Origin of the sequence: Roseibium polysiphoniae, assembly GCF_014842925.1 — a bacterium.
In the GTDB taxonomy this organism is placed as follows: domain Bacteria; phylum Pseudomonadota; class Alphaproteobacteria; order Rhizobiales; family Stappiaceae; genus Roseibium; species Roseibium polysiphoniae.
Genome location: NZ_JACYXJ010000006.1, coordinates 53275 through 72280 on the forward strand (window position 1 = coordinate 53275; position 19006 = coordinate 72280).

General features: G+C 58.2%; 15 protein-coding genes. 7 read left to right on the forward strand and 8 right to left on the reverse strand.

Translation table 11 applies throughout. The features are described from left to right. Window positions 1–95 precede the first annotated feature (95 nt). Window positions 96–3623 carry a PAS domain-containing hybrid sensor histidine kinase/response regulator gene (locus IG617_RS16030; RefSeq protein ID WP_192110271.1) on the forward strand — a complete coding sequence of 1176 codons (3528 nt, stop codon included), beginning with the start codon at window positions 96–98 and terminating at the stop codon, window positions 3621–3623. 36 nt (window positions 3624–3659) lie between these two features. On the opposite strand, the gene IG617_RS16035 is transcribed toward IG617_RS16030, so the two are convergent. Continuing rightward, window positions 3660–4349, reverse strand: coding sequence for a response regulator (locus IG617_RS16035; RefSeq protein ID WP_192110272.1), 690 nt, complete (start codon window positions 4347–4349; stop codon window positions 3660–3662). A 619-nt stretch (window positions 4350–4968) separates the two neighbouring features. On the opposite strand from IG617_RS16035, the gene IG617_RS16040 reads away from it, so the two are divergent. Next, a complete protein-coding gene (locus tag IG617_RS16040) occupies window positions 4969–5115 on the forward strand; it encodes a hypothetical protein (protein ID WP_192110273.1) in 147 nt (48 codons plus the stop codon). Between the two features lie 22 nt (window positions 5116–5137). On the opposite strand, the gene IG617_RS16045 is transcribed toward IG617_RS16040, so the two are convergent. Continuing rightward, window positions 5138–5605, reverse strand: a complete 468-nt coding sequence (locus IG617_RS16045; RefSeq protein WP_209008553.1) for a secondary thiamine-phosphate synthase enzyme YjbQ — start codon at window positions 5603–5605, stop codon at window positions 5138–5140. 468 nt (window positions 5606–6073) lie between these two features. Here IG617_RS16045 and IG617_RS16050 point away from each other — a divergent pair, with 468 nt between their 5' ends. Beyond that, window positions 6074–6775: a thioesterase family protein gene (locus tag IG617_RS16050; RefSeq protein ID WP_209008554.1), complete on the forward strand. Its 702-nt coding sequence runs from the start codon at window positions 6074–6076 to the stop codon at window positions 6773–6775. Window positions 6776–6807: 32 nt separating this feature from the next. On the opposite strand, the gene IG617_RS16055 is transcribed toward IG617_RS16050, so the two are convergent. The 3 genes from IG617_RS16055 to IG617_RS16065 all read right to left on the reverse strand — a co-directional run bounded on the left by IG617_RS16055 (window position 6808) and on the right by IG617_RS16065 (window position 9896). Beyond that, window positions 6808–7371, reverse strand: a complete 564-nt coding sequence (locus tag IG617_RS16055; RefSeq protein ID WP_192110275.1) for a hypothetical protein — start codon at window positions 7369–7371, stop codon at window positions 6808–6810. Window positions 7372–7568: 197 nt separating this feature from the next. After that, window positions 7569–8189, reverse strand: a complete 621-nt coding sequence (locus IG617_RS16060; protein WP_192110276.1) for a DsbA family protein — start codon at window positions 8187–8189, stop codon at window positions 7569–7571. Window positions 8190–8246: 57 nt separating this feature from the next. Continuing rightward, window positions 8247–9896, reverse strand: a complete 1650-nt coding sequence (locus IG617_RS16065; protein ID WP_192110277.1) for a cisplatin damage response ATP-dependent DNA ligase — start codon at window positions 9894–9896, stop codon at window positions 8247–8249. 373 nt (window positions 9897–10269) lie between these two features. Here IG617_RS16065 and IG617_RS16070 point away from each other — a divergent pair, with 373 nt between their 5' ends. Together IG617_RS16070 and IG617_RS16075 are read left to right on the forward strand one after the other, a co-directional pair. Continuing rightward, window positions 10270–12345 (forward strand): DEAD/DEAH box helicase, encoded by a 2076-nt coding sequence (locus tag IG617_RS16070; protein WP_192110278.1) that lies wholly within the window; start codon window positions 10270–10272, stop codon window positions 12343–12345. A 143-nt stretch (window positions 12346–12488) separates the two neighbouring features. Then, a complete protein-coding gene (locus IG617_RS16075) occupies window positions 12489–13130 on the forward strand; it encodes a hypothetical protein (RefSeq protein WP_192110279.1) in 642 nt (213 codons plus the stop codon). A 27-nt stretch (window positions 13131–13157) separates the two neighbouring features. Here IG617_RS16075 and IG617_RS16080 read toward each other — a convergent pair whose 3' ends face one another. From IG617_RS16080 to IG617_RS16090, 3 genes are all read right to left on the reverse strand, one after another. After that, a complete protein-coding gene (locus IG617_RS16080) occupies window positions 13158–13586 on the reverse strand; it encodes a DUF4440 domain-containing protein (protein WP_192110280.1) in 429 nt (142 codons plus the stop codon). 12 nt (window positions 13587–13598) lie between these two features. After that, complete coding sequence (locus IG617_RS16085) at window positions 13599–14627, reverse strand: ligase-associated DNA damage response exonuclease (protein ID WP_192110281.1); 1029 nt, start codon at window positions 14625–14627, stop codon at window positions 13599–13601. 80 nt (window positions 14628–14707) lie between these two features. Further along, entirely contained in the window at window positions 14708–15607 is a 900-nt protein-coding gene (locus tag IG617_RS16090; protein ID WP_192110282.1) for a DUF4189 domain-containing protein, read from the reverse strand. A 139-nt stretch (window positions 15608–15746) separates the two neighbouring features. Between IG617_RS16090 and IG617_RS16095 the strand changes: the two genes are divergently transcribed. Then, on the forward strand, window positions 15747–18257 hold the full coding sequence (locus IG617_RS16095) for a ligase-associated DNA damage response DEXH box helicase (protein WP_192110283.1): 2511 nt from the start codon (window positions 15747–15749) through the stop codon (window positions 18255–18257). Beyond that, window positions 18254–18988, forward strand: a complete 735-nt coding sequence (pdeM, locus tag IG617_RS16100) for a ligase-associated DNA damage response endonuclease PdeM (RefSeq protein ID WP_192110284.1) — start codon at window positions 18254–18256, stop codon at window positions 18986–18988. The genes IG617_RS16095 and pdeM overlap by 4 nt, the downstream gene beginning before the upstream one ends. Window positions 18989–19006: the final 18 nt, after the last annotated feature.

Here is a 19006-nt window from a genome sequence, read left to right on the forward strand (position 1 = left end):
TTATGGTCGGATCCGGTTGCTGAGCGTTTGGATCCGATTAGAGCCTGACGAGACCGTCAGGACAGGGCGGACAGCAGGGAGGGAAGAGCCCGCGCATGTTGCATGGATGGCTCGTGATATTTTCGGCTGTGGGATACATCCTGCTGCTCTTCGCCATTGCCAGTTATGGCGATCGCATGCCGCGCCGGTTCGTACCGGGCAGACGTGGCAGGCCGTTCATCTATGCCCTTTCGCTCTCCGTCTATTGCACATCCTGGACGTTCTACGGCTCGGTCGGCGGTGCCAGCCGGACCGGCATGGAGTTCCTGACGATCTACATCGGCCCGATGCTGGTGTTTGCCCTTGGCTACCCGATCCTGCGCCGAATCATTCGGGTAGCGAAAACCGAGCGTATTACGTCGATCGCCGATTTCATTGGTGCGCGTTATGGCAAGAGCCAGTCGGTTGCCGCCGTCGCGACGATCATCGCAGTCATTGGCATCATCCCCTACATCGCCTTGCAGCTGAAAGCGGTCTCCCAGTCGATCACGACGATGATCGGGCCGCTGATGCCGCCAGGTGGCAGCAGCTATTTCCCAGTCTTTGATGACATCACGCTGCTGATCGCGATCGGCATGGCGATCTTCACCTGGCTCTTTGGCACGCGCCACATCGATGCAACAGAACACCAGGAAGGCCTGATGCTGGCGATCGCAGCAGAAGCGATTGTCAAGCTGGTTGCCTTCCTCGCGGTCGGTTTTTGGGTCACCTATTCACTGTATGACGGCCCCTTCGACCTGGTCCGGGCCATCTCCGGCGCGCCAGAAGTCGCAGAAGTCTTCGAGCAGCCGCTCAATCAGGGCAACTGGTTGGTCATGACGGTTCTGTCGACCTTTGCCGTGATCCTGCTTCCGCGTCAGTTCCACGTCACGGTGACCGAGAACAACTCCGAAGCCGAGCTGCGACGCGCCGTCTGGTTGTTTCCGCTTTACCTGATCCTGATCAACCTGTTCGTCGTACCAATCGCCGCAGCCGGCCTGCTGCGCTTTGGTGAGGACATCAACCCAGACACGTTTGTGCTCGCCCTGCCAATCGATGCAGGACAGCATTGGCTCGCGCTTTTTGCCTTCATCGGCGGTCTTTCGGCGGCAACAGCGATGGTCATTGTGGCCACGGTCGCTCTGGCGATCATGATTTCAAACGACATCGTGGTACCGCTGATCTTGCGCCGGCGCAGCGAAGACGAGATCATCGCGGTCAGCGGCAAGGACATGAGCCGCTTGTTGCTGAACGTTCGCCGGACGGCAATCTTCGCCATTTTGCTGCTTGCCTACGCCTATTATCGCACCGCAGGTGACACGGCCGCGCTTGTGTCCATCGGGCTTCTGTCATTTGCCGCCATTGCCCAATTTGCACCGGCCTTTGTCGGAGCATTGGTCTGGCGCAGGGCGACGGCGCGCGGCGCGATCGCCGGAATGGCCGTTGGCTTTGCGTTCTGGCTCTACACCTTGCTGTTGCCGACATTTGCCGAATCCGGGCTGATTTCGAGCACGATTCTTCAGACCGGGCCCTTGGGACTGGAGATGCTCAAGCCCCAGTCACTTCTCGGGATCGAGCTTGACCCCTTTGTTCACGGCACGCTCTGGAGCCTCCTGGTCAACGTGTTCCTGTTCGTCATTGTGTCGCTGATGCGCCAACCGGAACCTGCTGAAAAACTGCAGGCCAACATCTTTGTGCCGGTCGACCTGGCGCCGGCTCCCGGCCTACGATTGTGGCGCACAAGCGTTACCAGCGGTGATCTCAAAGCCACCATCGCCAGATACCTTGGCGAGGAACGGACCGACCGGTCCTTCAACCGCTATGCGCGCGAACGCGGACTTGTGCTCGATCCGGACGCGACCGCTGACGCAAACCTTCTGCGCTTTTCCGAGCAACTGCTGGCCAGTGCCATTGGCGCGGCCTCTTCGCGCCTTGTCCTGTCGCTGATGCTGAAACGGCATGATCCGTCGACAAAGGGCGCCGTCAAACTGCTCGATGATGCGTCGGCGGCGATCCAATATAACCGTGACCTCCTGCAGACTGCGCTTGATCAGGTCCGTCAGGGCATCGGCGTCTTTGACCGGGACCTGCGGCTCATCTGCTGGAACCGCCAATTCCGCGATCTCCTCGGCCTGCCTTCGGAATACGGACAGGTCGGAACAACGCTCGATACCATCATCCGCCACAACGCCGTTCGCGGCGAACACGGCGACGGTCCTGTCGAGGCGATTGTAGCTGACCGACTGGAAAAACTGGTGGTTGTCCAGGAGACCTTCCAGGAGCGCATGACATCGTCCGGGCTTGTCCTGGAGGTCAGGATCAGCCCGATGCCCGACGGCGGCATCGTGACGACCTACACCGATATCACCGAGCGGGTCATGGCGGAGGATGCGCTTGCGCGCGCCAATGAAACCCTCGAACGACGCGTGCGGGAGCGAACCGAAGAACTGACCCACGTGAACCAGCGTCTGGTTCAGGCAACGCACGCTGCCGAAGAAGCCAACATCGGTAAGACGCGTTTTCTGGCAGCGGCCGGTCATGACATTCTGCAGCCGCTGAACGCCGCACGGCTTTATGCATCCGTGCTCGTCGATCAATTGCAGGAAGGCGAGAGCGGCGGACTTGTGCGGAACGTTGAGGCAGCCCTCGAATCTGTCGAAGACATTATCGGCGCGGTTCTCGACATCTCCCGCCTGGACACGGGCGCCCTCAAGCCGGAGCAAACGATCTTCCGTCTCGATGTGCTGCTCAAGGCTCTGGAACTGGAGTTCGAGCCGGTGGCGCGGGACAAGGGTCTTGATCTGCGCTTTGTCTCAACGAGCGTCTCGATCCGCTCAGACCGCAGGCTCCTGCGCCGCCTGCTGCAGAACCTGGTTTCGAACGCCGTCAAATACACGACACACGGCAAGGTTCTGGTCGGCTGCAGGCGCCGCGGCGGCAAGGTGGTCGTCGAGGTTCATGATACCGGCATGGGCATACCCGAAACCAAACAGAAGCTGATCTTCGAAGAGTTCCAACGTCTTGACGATGGCATGCGCGTCGCCAAGGGGCTGGGTCTTGGATTGTCCATCGTGGATCGCATCTCTCACGTTCTGGATCATCCGGTTCAGCTTGTCTCAGCCCCCGGAAGCGGTTCCTGTTTCCGGGTAGAGCTGCCTCAGGCTGCCCCGGTTCCGCTGGAAGTCGCGGCTCCCAAGGCTCCCGTCGCCGCCGGTCAACTGGACGGGCTTTGCGTGCTGGCCATCGACAACGAGCCGGACATCCTCAACGGCATGCGTCACCTCTTGGAGAATTGGCATTGCGACGTGATCACCGCCAGGGACGATCTGGAAGCGGCCCAATACCTGGCGGAAGCAAACAAGACCCCGGACATCGTGGTGATCGACTATCACCTCGATGAAGGCACCGGGATTGAAGCCGTGGTCCGTCTACGATGGAAGTTCGGCGCCGACCTTCCGGCGATCCTGGTGACGGCTGACCGAAGCCGCGCCGTTCGCGCGGAAGCGGCGGCCAAATCAATTGACATGTTCAACAAGCCGGTCAAGCCGGCAGCCTTGCGGGCGCACCTCGCCCGCTGCCGCGCAGGGCTCACCGCAGCCGAGTAAGCTGACTATCGAAAGAGAAGGCTTGAAGCCAGTCGATCAGGTCGCGCTCACAGCCTGATCCTCACCTTCGCCGCCCATCTGCCATTGGCCGGCCTCGATCTTCGAAGCGGCAATCACGGCCTGTGTGCGGCTTTCCACGCCGAGCTTTTGAAGGATCGCCGACACATGCGCCTTCACGGTCGCCTCGGACACGGAAAGCTCATAAGCGATCTGCTTGTTCAGGAGGCCTTCCGACAGCATCATGAGCACACGCACCTGCTGAGGTGTCAGTGTCGCCAGGCGCTGAACAAGATCCGCACTGCCATCATCGGCCCCGAGATCAACCTCCGGCGGCGTCCACATGTTGCCTTCCATAACGGCTGCGATCGCCTCCCGGATAACCTCGATGCCGTGGGATTTTGGAATGAAGCCGGAAGCTCCAAACTCAATGCAGCGACGTATCGCCTGCGCTTCCTCATTGGCAGAGACAATCACAACCGGCACGCCGGAATATTGTGCCCGCAGGTACATCAAGCCGGAAAAGCCGCGCATGCCCGGCATGGTAAGATCGAGCAATATGAGATCCACATCGCCGCCTTCTTCCAATTTTCCGGTGACATCCTCCAGGGCGCCGGCCTCGTCGATGCGCGCGTTGGGATATTGCGTCTCGAGTGTCTGCTTCAACGCCCCCCGAAACAGCGGATGGTCGTCGGCAATGATAAAACGAAACGCTGCTGTATCCGGCACTCCGGTTTCCTCCCTCTTCGGCAAAAGCCCTGGCTCTTCAGCTTGGTCTTATCTCCAAAACCAACCCGTCGATACATCCATCATGGCTACGACCAAAATGAGCAGACAAGTCTGCCCGGTCTTTGCCCGCAAAAGCCTGCCTGCGAACGCCAAGAGATGTCTCTACGCGTTGCCCGGCAAGCGGATGAAAGATGCGCCCCAAGTGCTTTATGCACCCCATTTCTTTTTAGCCTAGCGTTCTACGCAGGTTCTGCTTCAGCTATTCTAACCAGCATGTTTGCACTGCAATGAATTCTCAAGTCAAATCCGTCATTGGGCTTATGGTGCGCTGGCGAACTTTTTTCTGTTGCGCCGCGCCGACCCGGACACTGACGGTTTCGACCCTGGCCCTGCGAGAGATCAACGAAAAGCGCCAACTCGCGACTTCCCAAGCGTCACCCAAGATAAACACCAGTAACCGGGTGATTTCTCCGATGTCACCGCACTGCACAACAGACTGACGTCACCTCATGTTGCCATCTGCTATTCTAAAGTCTAATATAGACTAAAGTTCAATCATAAAAATACGTACACAGCAGATTTCGGACCCCATCACCACATCTTGAGACGGATCGTTGAGATGAACATCTGGATCTACGCTTTGATAGCCCTGATTCTCGCCGGTGCCACTGCGGGAAAATACTCAAATCCAGGCTTCGCCTTTGAAGGCGACCGCAGCTTGGCAGGAACAGCGGTTATCACATTTCACACATCAGCAGCGCTCTGAAACAGGTCAGCAGGCAACTCTATCAAGTGCCGAAGTAGTGCATGGTGACTGACCGCTGATGCCCTTGCACCCTGTGCTCGGTCAGGTAGAGCGCCTGCCAGGTTCCAAGATCCAGACGACCGCCCACAACTGGCACCTGCAAGCTGACGCCTGTCAGCATGGTCTTCACGTGAGCGGGCATGTCATCAAGGCCCTCAAGGCTGTGCCTGTAGTCAATATCTTCTGGCGCCAAACGGTCCAGAGCATCAACCAGATCGGCCTGGACATCCGGATCGGTGTTTTCCTGAATGACCAGCGAGGCGGATGTATGCCTCAAGAATACGGTCAGCAGCCCATCTCCGGCCGCATTTTCCGCCAGCCACCGATTGACTGGGTCCGTAAGTGAATGAAAGCCGCGCGGAGCTGTGGAAACCACGAGACGCCCCATCGCCTGGCGCAGTTGCGTCCCGTCGCCATCAAGGGTCCACACACCTATGGGATTCAGCGTCATTGTCCAGGGCTCCCTATGCGTTCGCGGTAAGAATTTTGAGCCGGCACTCTACCGTCTGGGAGCACTTATTGACCAGTGTGAAGATGGGACAAACCCAAGATCACAGCCGTTCAGATCCGACCGGAGATTGGAAGCAGGATTTTTCAGAAACAATCGGAAAAACAAATACAATCACCGGTTTATCGACAATTACAAGTTCGGTGTTCAAGTATTACGACCCTCCTCACCCAGGAGGAAGTTCCGAAAAATCCAGCCAGATCTAATACAGAATAGCTCCAGAAAAATAGGCAAAAAACGGCAATGAACGCTCAAGATACACTATTCTCATTCATTAACCGCTGGGAATGTGATGAAAACGACCACCTGAACGTTCAGTATTATTTTAGCCGATTTGAAGAGGCCGACCGGCAGTTTCAACTCCTAAGCGGTCTCAGTGATGCCGTTGTTGGGGCAAGGCGGGTGCGTCACGTGCGCTACCACAAGGAATTGAGGACCGGCGACCTGATCACGGTCAAATCCTTCGTTGCCTTTGATGGCCCACACATGCTGACTGTCGTGCACGAGCTGCGCAACGGTGGGACCGGAGACTTGGCCGCCACGGCAATCGACGGATACGAGCCTGGGACGGCCTCTGCGAAGGACCTGAGAAATCGTTTCAAGTCCGTGCTTGGCAACATGCCTATAGAGGCAGCGCCGCGAGGCATAGTGGCTTCTCCTGCCGGTTCGCGCGCGACACTTGATGCCACGCTGTCGGCTGGCGCTGAAATCTGTTTCCGCGGAACGGTTCTGCCTCGCCATATCGGATCCGATGGTCGCGCAGACGACGGGTTCGCCCTATCTGCCTTCACCGATGCCGTCGCTCACGTCTGGCAAAGAACGCCGATGACGCATCAATATTTGAGCGAACACAACTACGGGCGCGTCGCCGTCGAAATGAAGCTTTCCTGGCTTTCCCCCCTCAAGACCGGGGACATGTTCTTGGTCGCAAGTGCACCAACGGGAGCACAGGAAAAAACCTTCAGCATTCGCCATCATCTGTTTGAAAGCCGCACGAAACGACTGGCCGCAGTTTGCGACGTGGTCGCGCTCGTGATGGACCTGTCAACGCGGAAGGCCGTTCCGCTACCAGAAGGTGCGCAAAAGGACATCCCGCGTCTCAATCAGAGGTAAGAGCGCCGGCCGGCAAGAGCGATGCGTCGACGTCAGTTGCCGTCAGCGGGACTGTCGAGCTCATCTCTGAGGTCTTTCATCAGACCGAAAAAACGCCGCATGGCCTTTTCGGAGAAGTTCAGCATCTGCTCCAGCTGAGCTTCATCCTCATCGGACAGCGGTGTGTCTTTGGCAGTCTCCTCGTCGGTGTTGCCGGCAGCTGGAGCCTCACCTGTGATGGCGGGCGAAGTTGCACCCTTCTCCGCGCCGGGATTTAAAGAGCCCATAGGCGAGTCGCCAGCGCCAGCTTCCAGTTCGCGAAGCCTTGCTTTCAGCTCATCGACTTCATCGGCAAGCGATGCAATCTCGGCCAGATAGGCTTCCTCTGCCAACGGCGCCGGCACACAACGCCAGATGTCGTTGGTCTTGCGGCAAAAACTGACGCTACCTGCTTCACGATCGATCCGAAGAATGTCGTCGCCGGAAGGAACGAGCGCATAGCGCTTTTCCTGTTCGAGGTCTGCTTTTGGATCCGCATCGCGCTCAGTCTCGACCGTAGTCTGACCTTGGGCGTTTGCAATTTGCGGCCCCGGCACGGCAACAGCAATGCTTGCCAATGCGATCAAGCTCCACACCAAACAACCGCTTCGTCTCGTCCCTAGCGCCATTTCACGTCTTCCCGCCGATGCATTTGCCACACTGTTTCGATCTTGTGGCAGGTTAATTGATGCTTGTCAGTTTGAGATGGCAAAAGGGTGACTTTCAAACCGATTGTCTTCGAAAAGTGTGCAAGCTCATCTCCCACCGCGGCTGACTACAACGAGGTATAGCCGGGGCGGCCACTGATGAACGCATCTTCGAGAAGGTCAATGCGGTCCTGCCCCCAAAAAGGCTCGCCCTTTAGAACGTAGCAAGGTGAGCCGATCACACCAGCGTCAACGGCATCCTGCTGATTTTGCTGATACTGACCGATGACCTCTGCACCTTCAGCCTTGGATATCAGCTCATCCGGATCAACGCCCACAGCCTCTAGCCCCTGTCGTACAACGTTCTCTTCGGCGATATCCAGATCATCCGCCCAGATCGCCCTGAACATTACAGCTGAAAATTCCAACACGGGCCCGTTGGCCTGCGCCAAGGCAATCGCACTGCGATCAGCCAATCCCGGCTTCGTCGGAAAGAACTTCGGCTTGAAGGAGAGTGGCACACCGCGCTTGTCCTTCCAGCGCTGCAATTCGATGAATCGACAGGCTTGGCGCGCCGGATGGCGCTTGCCGAGCGGCAATCCACCGGAGGCGTCGAAAACCCCCGACAGATCAACAGGCCGCGCACAAAGAACGGCGCCGTGTCTTTCCGCAACCGCCCTTACCGCGTCATGTCCGAGGTAGGCCCACGGTGAAACATGCGAGTAAAAATAATCTATCGTCTCGCCCACGACGCGACCTCCCGATGATGCTGTTGACCGCAACGCTTACCGGTGCGGGCCTGCAAATCAAGCCTGGGTCGCCGTTAAAAGCGTCTCAAGTGTCGCAATCCTGTCTGCATCCGCAGGCTTCTTGTCCCAGCGCAAACGGGAAATCCGGGGAAAGCGCATCGCAAGACCGGACTTGTGGCGCGTCGAACGGTTCAATCCCTCAAATGCGACCTCCAGAACCAGACCTGCCTCCGGATCGTGGGTGACCTCGCAAACAGGACCGAACCGATTGATCGTGTTGTTTCGAACGAAGCAATCGATCTCCCGAAGCTCTTCGTCGGTAAAGCCGAAGTAAGCCTTTCCAACCGGCACCAGGACATCTTCTCCGGCATCCGCGCGCCAGACGCCAAAGGTGTAGTCTGAATAAAAGGAGGACCGCTTGCCGTGCCCTCTCTGCGCATACATCAAGACGGCGTCCACGAGGAACGGCTCACGTTTCCACTTGAACCATTGGCCCTTTGGCCGGCCTGGAACATAGGGAGCATCGCGTCTCTTCAACATCAGTCCTTCGACCGCAGACGCATCTGATCCAGGCAAGAACTCGGCCGGAGCCTTTCTCGCCTGAGCATAATCCGCCCAGTTCGAGACGTGAATTTCGGGCGAGAGATCCAGTTTTGGATTGTCCAATGATCGAAGAAAACTCTCCAATTTGCCTCGCCGTTCCAAAAACGGCAACGGCCGCAAGTCTTCGCCTTCAAGTGACAAGAGATCATAGACCCGGACGGCCGCCGGATATTCCGCGATCAGTTTTGGACCCGCAGTCTTCCGGTTCAAGCGACGCTGCAGATCCGAAAACGGGCGAACCTTGCCATCCGAGACGATGAGCAATTCGCCATCCAGCGTTGCATCAAAGTCGAGAAGGTCGACAACGTCTGGAAACGCTCTGGAAATGTCTTCGCCTGTGCGCGAGTAGAGTCGTGACACCCTGTTCCCGGCCTTGTCGACACCACTCGCCGCCTGGATGCGAATACCGTCCCATTTCCACTCGGCAAAAAACTCGTCTGCGTTCAAGATCTCGGGATCTTTTTCTTCATCGAGTGGATGCGCCAGCATGACCGGTCGGAAGGGTGCCGGATCGCTTGTGTCTGGTGGTCCTGCCCTGCCCTCCACCCATGCAAAAAGACTCTCAAAGGGAGGTTTCAAGCCATGCCAGACCTCCTCGATCTGATTTGGCTCCAGATCGCCGAGGCGTGCTACGGCTGTTTTGGCAAGACGCGCCGAGACGCCGACACGCAGACCTCCGGTGACGAGTTTTAGCAGGGCCCAACGTTCGGTCTCGTCGAGCGCGTCAAGCCAGCCTGCGATCACGCCCGGGAGTTCGGACTTACCCGTCAGCTCCAATTTTGTGACCACCTCGGCAAGGCCTGGCGCTGACACACTGTCGCCAGAACCCTTCGCAGCAGGCCAAAGCAGCGCGATGGTTTCGGACAGATCGCCCACAAAATCATAAGAGAGTTCAAAAAGCCTGGGGTCAGTTCGATCTGCAATCAAAGCTCTCAAGAGCGCGGGTTTGGCGTTCTTGAAAGTCAGATCCCCGGTCAGAGCGGCAAGCGCATAACCCCGGTCCGGATCAGCGCTGCGTCGCAAGTAGTCGCACAGCATAGCCTCCTTGGCGGAGCGACGTGGCTCGAAGGAGAGGCGATCAAGAAGGCTGGAAAATGCAAGCATCAATCAAGATCCGGGAGTTGTGCCCCGCCGGGTTTTCAGGGCCGTGCAAAACTAAGATGGGTCTCACCTACCAAAGGGCAACATCGCGTCGTGCGCGTGAGTACTGCCCTCCGTTGCTGTCGTTGTTCGAACGGGCCGCGATGACACGACGACCCCGGCTTCCGGTCGCCACTCGAATGAGCGGCAGCTATCCACGTCTGCTCAGTTGCATCGATTTGCCGGAAAACAGTTATGGGGACCACAACCGCTGTACGGTTTCTATGGACCTTTCGTGCTTTCCCCCCTATACACAGGTCAAATAGTTTTGCGCCCAATCGCAAAGAATGGCTGTTCAAGCCTCCTGCGCGGCGCCTGTTTCCTTTGAAAGAGCTTAATGACCGACTTCAATAACGTCACCCCGGCGTTGGCAACCGCTTTGGCGAACCGCGGCTACGAGACCCTCACGCCCGTGCAGGAAAGTATCCTCAAGGACGCTCCGCCGGCCGCTGACCTTCTCGTTTCAGCCCAGACCGGGTCAGGCAAGACCGTGGCTTTCGGCCTCGCGCTGGCGCCAACCCTTCTTGGCGACGAACCTGCCCTTGGCAAAGCAGACGCTCCGATTGCACTGGCAATTGCGCCAACCCGCGAGCTCGCCCTTCAGGTCAAGGAAGAGCTGACATGGCTTTACAAGGAAGCCGGTGCGCAGACCACATCATGCGTTGGTGGCATGGACCCCAGGACCGAGCGCCGTGCCCTCGAACGCGGGGTCCACATCGTTGTGGGAACGCCAGGCCGGCTCAAGGATCACATTGAGCGCGGTGCACTGGATCTTTCGCAGATCCGCGCAGTCGTCCTTGATGAAGCCGATGAAATGCTCGACATGGGCTTTCGTGAAGATCTTGAGTTCATTCTGGATGCAGCGCCGGCCAGCCGACGCACGCTCATGTTCTCGGCGACGGTCCCGCGCCAGATCGCGGATCTGGCGAAGCGCTTTCAAAAAGATGCGGTCCGCCTGAATACCGTCAGCGCACGCGAACAGCATGGCGACATTGACTACATTGCCCATCCGGTCGCCCCGAATGAGCGCGAAAACGCGATCATCAACGTGCTGCGACTGCATGAAGCGGAAAAAGCCATTCTTTTCTGTTCGACCCGTGAGGCCGTCAAGCGTCTGACCAGCCGGCTGGCCAACCGTGGCTTCTCGATCGTTTCGCTTTCGGGGGAACTGAGCCAGGCCGAACGTTCGAATGCGCTTCAAGCCATGAAAGACGGCCGCGCGCGCGTCTGCGTTGCCACGGATGTCGCCGCGCGCGGTATCGACTTGCCAAACCTTGACCTTGTCATCCACGCTGACCTGCCGACCGGCAAGGCTGCACTCTTGCACCGTTCAGGCCGTACCGGTCGTGCAGGCCGCAAGGGTACATGCGTGCTGATGGTGCCCTATCCGCGCCGACGCGCTGCTGAACGGACGCTCCAGTTCGCCGGTGTCAAAGTCACCTGGAAGCCGGCGCCAACGGCAGCTGACATTCGCGCAAAGGACAAGGAACGTCTGCTTGCAGATCCGTCGCTCTCTGCCGATCTTGACGGCGACGATCTGGCAATTGCCCGCGAACTTCTCGAAGCACACGGCGCCGAGAAGATTGCGGCTGCCTTCGTCAAATTGCATCAGGCTCGCCTTCCTGCCGCCGAAGATGTTTCTGAAGCAACAGAAGACAGTCTACGCGGGCGCGGTCCAGGTGAACGCGGCGGGCGCGTCGCGGAGATTCAGGGCAAGTTCGAAGGCGGCACCTGGTTCCGTCTTTCACTGGGCCACAAGCATCGTGCCGATCCCCGATGGCTGCTTCCGATGATCTGCCGGGCAGGTCACGTCACCAAACGCGAAGTCGGTGCAATCAAGATTTTCCAGAACGAGACCCGCTTCGAGATCGATGGTGAGCACGCCCAGCGCTACGCCGACGTCATCAAGCGCGACGGCTCTGGCGAAGAAAATGTTACCATCCAGGTCCTTGATTCCAAAGGGGCCAAAGCGCCGCCGTCAGAGGACCGTGGACGCCGCGGACCGCCGCGGGATCGCAGCGGCGACCGCCCGTTCAAACGCGGCGGACGTGACGCCTATGAGGGTGGCAAGGAAGACCGCAACGATGGTGAAGGCCGTCGTGCGCGCCCGCCCCGTGACGGGGCGCCCAGGGACTTCGCTGCCAAGGGCAAGAAGCGCCGCCGCTTCAATGACGACGATCCGCCCCCTTCCCACCCGGCGTATGAACCTCTGGATGCCAAGCAGCTCGGCGGCGACAATCGCGAAGAAAAGCCAAAGCGCGAAACCGTCGTTCGCCCGGCAAAGTCTGACGAAGAGCGTGGACCACGCAAGCCTTCCAAGGGCAAAAAACCTGCAACGTCCAAGCCGGCTGGAAAGAAGAAGCCTGCCAAGGGCAAGCCGTCTCGTGCTGAACGCAAGGCTTCCAAGGCCTAGGGATTTCGATCCCACAGAACAACTGCCCCGCGCCTGTATCGTCAGTTGCTCGGGGCAGCTGTTTCTTTTTCACATACGACTGATAGTCTCTCGAACACTGTCTGCTGCAAATTAAGCAGCGACTTTGGTGTTTTGGGGGAAACATGCCTTTCGCAAGACTTCTCACGATCCTCGTTGGTGCCTTGGCGCTCTTGCAGCTGCCGGTGGAGGCCGCCGCGCAGGACATCGTCGACTTTCACATGGATTGTCACCAAGCGCGCAGCAACAACGAGACCTTTATCTGCGCAGATGACGATCTTCTGCGTCGGGACGCCCGCATGGGCGAGCTTTCCGACAAGCTGTACGCCTTCCTAGATCGGCCTGCGCGATCTGAAATGGAGCGCGAATTTGCCGAATGGCTCGCGACCCGTGACGACTGCGAAGACCACTATCACTGCAATGCCTCGATGTACGAGGAGCGCATTGCCTTCCTGGAAGAAGAACTTGATCATATGGACGCGCCAGCAGCCTCATCCGGGACTGGAGGCGTTGACGGCGACGGTTTCGGCATGGTGGCAAACGCAGGCATTCCCGGGCACAATCAGGAAAGCTACCCCGGATTGACCATCGACATCTGCAAATCGATCTGTGTGCAAAGGGACTGGTGCAAGAGCATAGACTTTGATCGCGGTAACGGCGCCTGCTACGTGCAACCTGTCGCGGAAGAAGACGTCGGCGCCCTTAGAACCGACTATCCCGGACATCCTTATGATCACTATTATTACGCACCACGTCTCAGAAACTGAGGACCAGCGAATACAATGAGCGGCTGATCACTCGTTGATGATCATGGCAATGAGCCAATCGTCACCGTCCTGAAGCAGCTGATAGTGGCAGGTGAACTCGAGCGCTGTTTCGCCGCTGGAACTTTCCTGGCTCCAGTCGAGTGTTACCAGTGCGGATGCCCCGCTGATGTGACTTGAGGCCACGTGGAATTCGGACACGGTGACGCCCTCCTTGTCGAGAGCTGAGAGCAAGGCCTCTACATTCTCAAGCAGCTCTTCTTCATCATTGAAGACGTGACCCTTTTCATGCTGCCAGATGGTCGTCGGCAATGCGAAGCAATCACAGATCCTTTCCGCATCGAAATCGTTGAAGCCGGTCAGATAGTCCTCGAACAGCTGGGAAATCGCTTCTTCGGCCTCGCTCTTGCCGTTGTCATGCGGCTCCGCGTCGGGATCCATATCGATTTGATCAGACATGGCTTTCTCCTGCTAGCCGGTCTCTACAGCCGTTTCCGAGGCCTCGGCCTCTTCCCCGTCGTCATAGCCTATCATATTGAGAGGACGGGCCTTTCGTCCATTGGTTTCACACCAATGCACAAGAGCTTCCTCGGCGCCATGTGTCACCCAGATCTGCGAAGCTTGCGTTTCGATGATGGTCTTGCAGAGGTCGTCCCAATCGGCGTGATCGGACATGATTAACGGCAGTTCTGCGCCGCTCTGCCGCGCCCTTGCACGGACCCGCATCCATCCTGACGCCATGACCGTCACCGCGTCACCAAAGCGCCGCGCCCATCGGTCTGCCAGTTGACCGGGTGGGCACAGGACGATCTCGCCGGCCAGCTCTTTGCCGCGCTTTGCGGCAGGTTCCACCGGGCCGAGCATGATCCCCTGCTCTTCATAGTAAGTGGTCAAGGCGACCAGCGCACCGTGCAGATAAATCGTTCGGTCGTAGCCAGCTGCCCGCAGCTCACCGATGACCCGCTGCGCTTTGCCCAGAGCATAGGCCCCGACAAGGTGCGTCTTGTCGGGAAAGAGCCTCAGGGAGGTCAGCAGCTTCTGCAGCTCCTTAAGAGCCGGCGGATGTCTGAAAACGGGAAGACCGAATGTCGCCTCGGTCACGAAGGTGTCACAGGTGATAAGTTCGAAGGCCGAGCATGTCGGATCGGATTGCCGCTTGTAGTCGCCCGAAACCACAGTCCTCCCGCCCTCGCCTGAGAGAAGAACCTGCGCGGACCCTAGAACATGACCCGCCGGATGGAGGGAAATCTCAATTCCGGAAAGGTCGATTTGCTCGCCATAGTTCAAGGACTGCGGCTGGCCGCAAAAGTCGGTGCCATAACGCAGGCCCATGATATCGAGCGTCTGGGGCGTCGCCAACACGGACCCATGACCGGACCTCGCATGATCTGCATGACCATGAGTGATGATCGCCCGTTCCACCGGGCGGATCGGGTCGATATGGGCCTTGATCGCCGGGCAATAGAGGCCTTCGGGCGTGAGGGTCAGGAGATCGGACATGACAAAGAGAATAGGTGGGTTGGTTCAAATAACCAGCCCACCTATTCAGTCACCATTTTCGACTTAAGTGTTTGCCCCGCCTATTGGCAGTAGGTGTATTCAATCTTGCACCCGGAGGCCCCGGCGTTGGTGCAAAAGCCGAGAGCGAAGCTCCTCGCGGCTTGTTCATTCTGCCCGGCACCGAACCAGGATCCGCCGGGCACCTGGGCAAGAGCATGACACTTTGCGTCGGTGACGTCGAAGATCTGACATCCCTGCTCACCACAGTACTGCATCGCAAATTTCTCGGCATCAGCGACAGTTCGGCCCGCACCATGACCAAAGCGCCCATCGCTGCCAACTGCAAAGGCCATGAAGCCGCTGCCTTTACGTGTGATGGTCGACTGGTTTGCGGGCGCCTGTGATATGTTTTGGCAGGAACTGTAGATCCCCTCGATCCTCGGACCGTTCGAGCACATAATGCCACCCCATTGGTAGCCGCGCTTGCCGTTGTCAAAGACAACCTCAAACCAGTCATAGCCATCAAAGCGAACGTTTGTGTTGTTCAGGATGGTCAGCCACATGCCTTCTGCGACGCTGCCGATCTGGCTAAAATTGGTCCCCGGTCCATCTCTCAACTTCCCGCCAAGAGACTGTCCGACAGCATTGATCGCTTCGGCCTGCGCTTGGGCCCTCGGTTGCGCGAAGACACTCTCGCAAGGAAAGGACACATCGCCGAACCAGAGCGTCGCGCGCCGCCCTTTCATCTCGAGCGAGATCTCTTCAGCGTCATTTGCATAGACGTTCTCTTGATGAGGCGTCATTGAAAAACGAGAATTAGCATCTTCATAATATGCCCTTCCCTCTTCAGGAACCACTTTAACGAGAGCACTTCCATCGCCCATAGAACAGCGGTACTCGCTGTTTGCGCTTGCGGACGCCTGACCAATGGCAGATCCAGACAGACACAGGGTTGCTGCGACGACCCAAATTGATTTCATATTCAAAGCCCCTTCCAAATCACTTTCATAAAGTGTCGCGATTTAGCCGTACCCTAACTGAACCGCGAATGAACGCCTGTGACATGGAACACATTTGTAAGCCTCGCCAAGGGACCGGAAGCGCCTTAAAAACAATGCCATGGATAGAGGTTTGCTTCCCGAGCGTTTCAAGAACTGGTTTGACCGTCGCGGCTGGAGCCCCCGCCCGCACCAGCTCGCCCTCCTGGACCAGCTTTCCAGCGGCCATTCCACGCTCCTGATTGCGCCGACTGGCGCAGGAAAGACGCTGGCCGGTTTCCTTCCGAGCCTAGTGGAGTTGTCGGAAAGGGGTCCGCGAAAACCCGGGAGCAGAGGAACAAAGGGCATTCACACGCTCTATATCTCCCCGTTGAAAGCTCTGGCCGTCGATATCGCCCGAAATCTGGACGCCCCTGTTTCAGAGATGGGCCTGGATATTCGGATCGAGACGCGCACAGGAGACACGCCTTCCCATAAAAGGCAGCGGCAGAAGACCAATCCACCGGACATGCTGCTCACGACACCGGAGCAGATTGCATTGCTGCTGTCTGATCCTGCGTCGGAAAAGCTCTTCGCATCCCTGGAAACCATCATCCTTGATGAACTCCACGCCCTGGTGACATCCAAGCGCGGGGATCTTCTGGCGCTTGGCCTTGCCCGGTTGAGAAAGCTGGCCCCAAGGCTCAAAACCATCGGGCTGTCTGCGACCGTTGCAAAACCGGAAGATCTGCGGGCCTATCTGGTCGATCAACCGGATCCCGCAACCAGAGCGCAATCGCATGTGGTGGAAGTCGCAGGCGGGGCGGCACCTGATATCGGCATCCTCGAGTCACAAGAGCGGATCCCCTGGTCCGGGCACTCGGCGCGCTACGCGCTCGATGACATGTATCAGCTCATCAAGGATCACCGGGTCACGCTTCTTTTCGTCAATACGAGGTCCCAGGCAGAAGCGATCTTTCAGGAACTTTGGCGCATCAACGAAGAGACGCTGCCTATTGCCCTGCATCATGGTTCTCTTGACGTTGGCCAAAGGCGGAAGGTGGAAGCGGCCATGGCAGACGGCCAATTGCGGGCCGTGGTTGCGACATCGTCTCTGGACCTTGGCATCGACTGGGGTGACATCGACCTGGTGGTGAACATTGGCGCGCCGAAGGGCGCCAGCCGCCTCGCCCAGAGGATCGGCCGTGCGAACCACCGAATGGACGAACCCTCCAAGGCCGTCCTCGTGCCAGCCAACCGCTTCGAGGTTCTGGAATGTCAGGCGGCCCTTGCAGCCTCCAGGTGCGGCGACCAGGACACGCCCGCCTTGCGCAAAGGAGCACTTGATGTGCTGGCCCAACACCTGCTTGGTCTGGCCTGCGCAGCCCCGCTGAATGCGGACGAAACATTTTACGAGATCCGTTCCTGTGAAACCTACCGGCATCTGGACAGAGAAACGTTCGACCGTGTTCTCGATTTCGTGGCCACCGGCGGCTATGCGCTAAAGAGCTACGAACGCTACGCAAGGCTGAAGCAAGACAAGGAGGGTAACTGGAGAATTGCTCATCCAAAGATCGCGCAACAGTACCGGCTGAATGTCGGCACCATCGTGGAGGCGCCTATGCTGAAGGTGCGTCTGGTCAAATCAAAAGCTCAAGGACGCCGATCGCCGATCGGCCGTGGCGGACGCGTGCTTGGTGAAATCGAGGAATGGTTCGTCGAGCAGCTGGAGCCCGGCGATACATTCATTTTCGGCGGAGAGGTCCTGCGTTTCGAGGCCCTGCGCGAAAACGAGGCCTTCGTCTCGCGAACGCGATCTCAGTCCCCAATGATCCCATCCTACATGGGCGGCAAGTTTCCTCTCTCCACCTATCTGGCCAAAAGCGTCAGGCATATGCTCGCAACCCCGGCCAGCTGGAAGCAGTTGCCAAAGCAGGTCGGAGAATGGCTTTCTCTTCAACAACAAAACTCCAAACTGCCTGAAGAAGACGGACTTCTGGTCGAAACCTTCCCGCGCGCCGACAAGCACTACATGGTCTGCTATCCATTCGAAGGGCGACTGGCACATCAAACCCTCGGCATGCTGCTGACCAAACGGCTGGAACGTCTCGGCGCACAGCCCATGGGTTTTGTTGCCAATGACTATGCTCTCAGCATCTGGGGTCTGCGTGATCTCTCAGCCCTTTTCGAGAGCGGGCAGATTTCTCTCGATAGCTTGTTCGAGGAAGACATTCTCGGCGACGATCTGGATGCCTGGCTTGCGGAGTCCAGCTTGATGAAACGCACGTTTCGAAACTGCGCGGTGATCGCTGGACTGATAGAGCGCCGTCACCCTGGACAAGAAAAGTCTGGCCGGCAGGTCACCATCTCATCGGATCTCATTTACGACGTATTGCGCGCGCATGAACCCGATCACATCCTTCTGCGCGCCACTTGGAACGATGCAGCCGAAGGACTTCTGGATATCTCTCGTCTGGGCGAACTTCTTGCGCGTATCAAGGGTCGAATCACGCATACTCGCCTCAGCCGAGTATCTCCACTCGCTGTGCCGATCCTCCTCGAGATCGGCCGAGAACCGATCTACGGTGAGGCCATGGAAAGCATTTTGGAAGACGCAGCTGACGATCTGGTCACAGAGGCTCTCGGACAATGAACCTTCTGCCCTCCCATATGAGCGACTTCAACGTGGTACCAGTCTGCCACGATATCCAGATCAATGGTCAGACCATCGGCTTGCATGACAGCGGGATCTTGTGGTGGCCGGAACAATCGACGCTTGTGGTCGCCGATATGCATCTCGAAAAAGGCTCCGCCTATGCCCGTAGAGGCGTGATGCTGCCGCCCTATGATACCGCCGCCACCCTCGAAAAACTCGCCGCCGTTGTGTACGCCTTTGACCCGGCGCGGGTCATCGCGCTCGGCGACAGCTTCCACGACACTCATGGCTCTGATCGTTTGCCACCGGCCTACCGCGCGATGCTGACGACCTTGCAGCTTGACCGGGAATGGATCTGGATTACCGGCAACCATGACCCGATCGCACCTGTGCGCCTTTGCGGTGAGGCCATGGATGAAGTGACCATCGGCGCTTTGACCTTCCGGCATGAGCCGCGCGAAGACGTTCACGACGCCGGCCGCGGCGAGGTTTGCGGACATCTTCATCCAGCTGCGCGGGTACGCCGCTACGGACGATCCATCCGGCGCTCCTGCTTTGTCACAGATGGCTCGAGACTGGTTTTGCCGGCCTTCGGCGCATTGACCGGTGGTCTCAACGTGATGGACGACGCGTTCTCCACACTGTTCGAGCCACGTCGTTTTTCGGCGTTTCTTCTGGGCGAGAACCGGCTTTATCCGTTCACGGCTGCACGGCTGATCGCGGACTAGGTGTCACGCGAGCGACGG

What these genes read in the sequence shown, in the direction of transcription:
- IG617_RS16030 (WP_192110271.1), top strand. Translation starts at nt 96, where the DNA reads ATGTTGCATGGATGGCTCGTGATATTTTCGGCTGTGGGATACATCCTG.
- IG617_RS16040 (WP_192110273.1), top strand. Translation starts at nt 4,969, where the DNA reads ATGAACATCTGGATCTACGCTTTGATAGCCCTGATTCTCGCCGGTGCC.
- IG617_RS16045 (WP_209008553.1), bottom strand. Translation starts at nt 5,605, where the DNA reads ATGACGCTGAATCCCATAGGTGTGTGGACCCTTGATGGCGACGGGACG.
- IG617_RS16065 (WP_192110277.1), bottom strand. Translation starts at nt 9,896, where the DNA reads ATGCTTGCATTTTCCAGCCTTCTTGATCGCCTCTCCTTCGAGCCACGT.
- IG617_RS16070 (WP_192110278.1), top strand. Translation starts at nt 10,270, where the DNA reads ATGACCGACTTCAATAACGTCACCCCGGCGTTGGCAACCGCTTTGGCG.
- IG617_RS16075 (WP_192110279.1), top strand. Translation starts at nt 12,489, where the DNA reads ATGCCTTTCGCAAGACTTCTCACGATCCTCGTTGGTGCCTTGGCGCTC.
- IG617_RS16080 (WP_192110280.1), bottom strand. Translation starts at nt 13,586, where the DNA reads ATGTCTGATCAAATCGATATGGATCCCGACGCGGAGCCGCATGACAAC.
- IG617_RS16085 (WP_192110281.1), bottom strand. Translation starts at nt 14,627, where the DNA reads ATGTCCGATCTCCTGACCCTCACGCCCGAAGGCCTCTATTGCCCGGCG.
- IG617_RS16090 (WP_192110282.1), bottom strand. Translation starts at nt 15,607, where the DNA reads ATGAAATCAATTTGGGTCGTCGCAGCAACCCTGTGTCTGTCTGGATCT.
- IG617_RS16095 (WP_192110283.1), top strand. Translation starts at nt 15,747, where the DNA reads ATGGATAGAGGTTTGCTTCCCGAGCGTTTCAAGAACTGGTTTGACCGT.
- pdeM (WP_192110284.1), top strand. Translation starts at nt 18,254, where the DNA reads ATGAACCTTCTGCCCTCCCATATGAGCGACTTCAACGTGGTACCAGTC.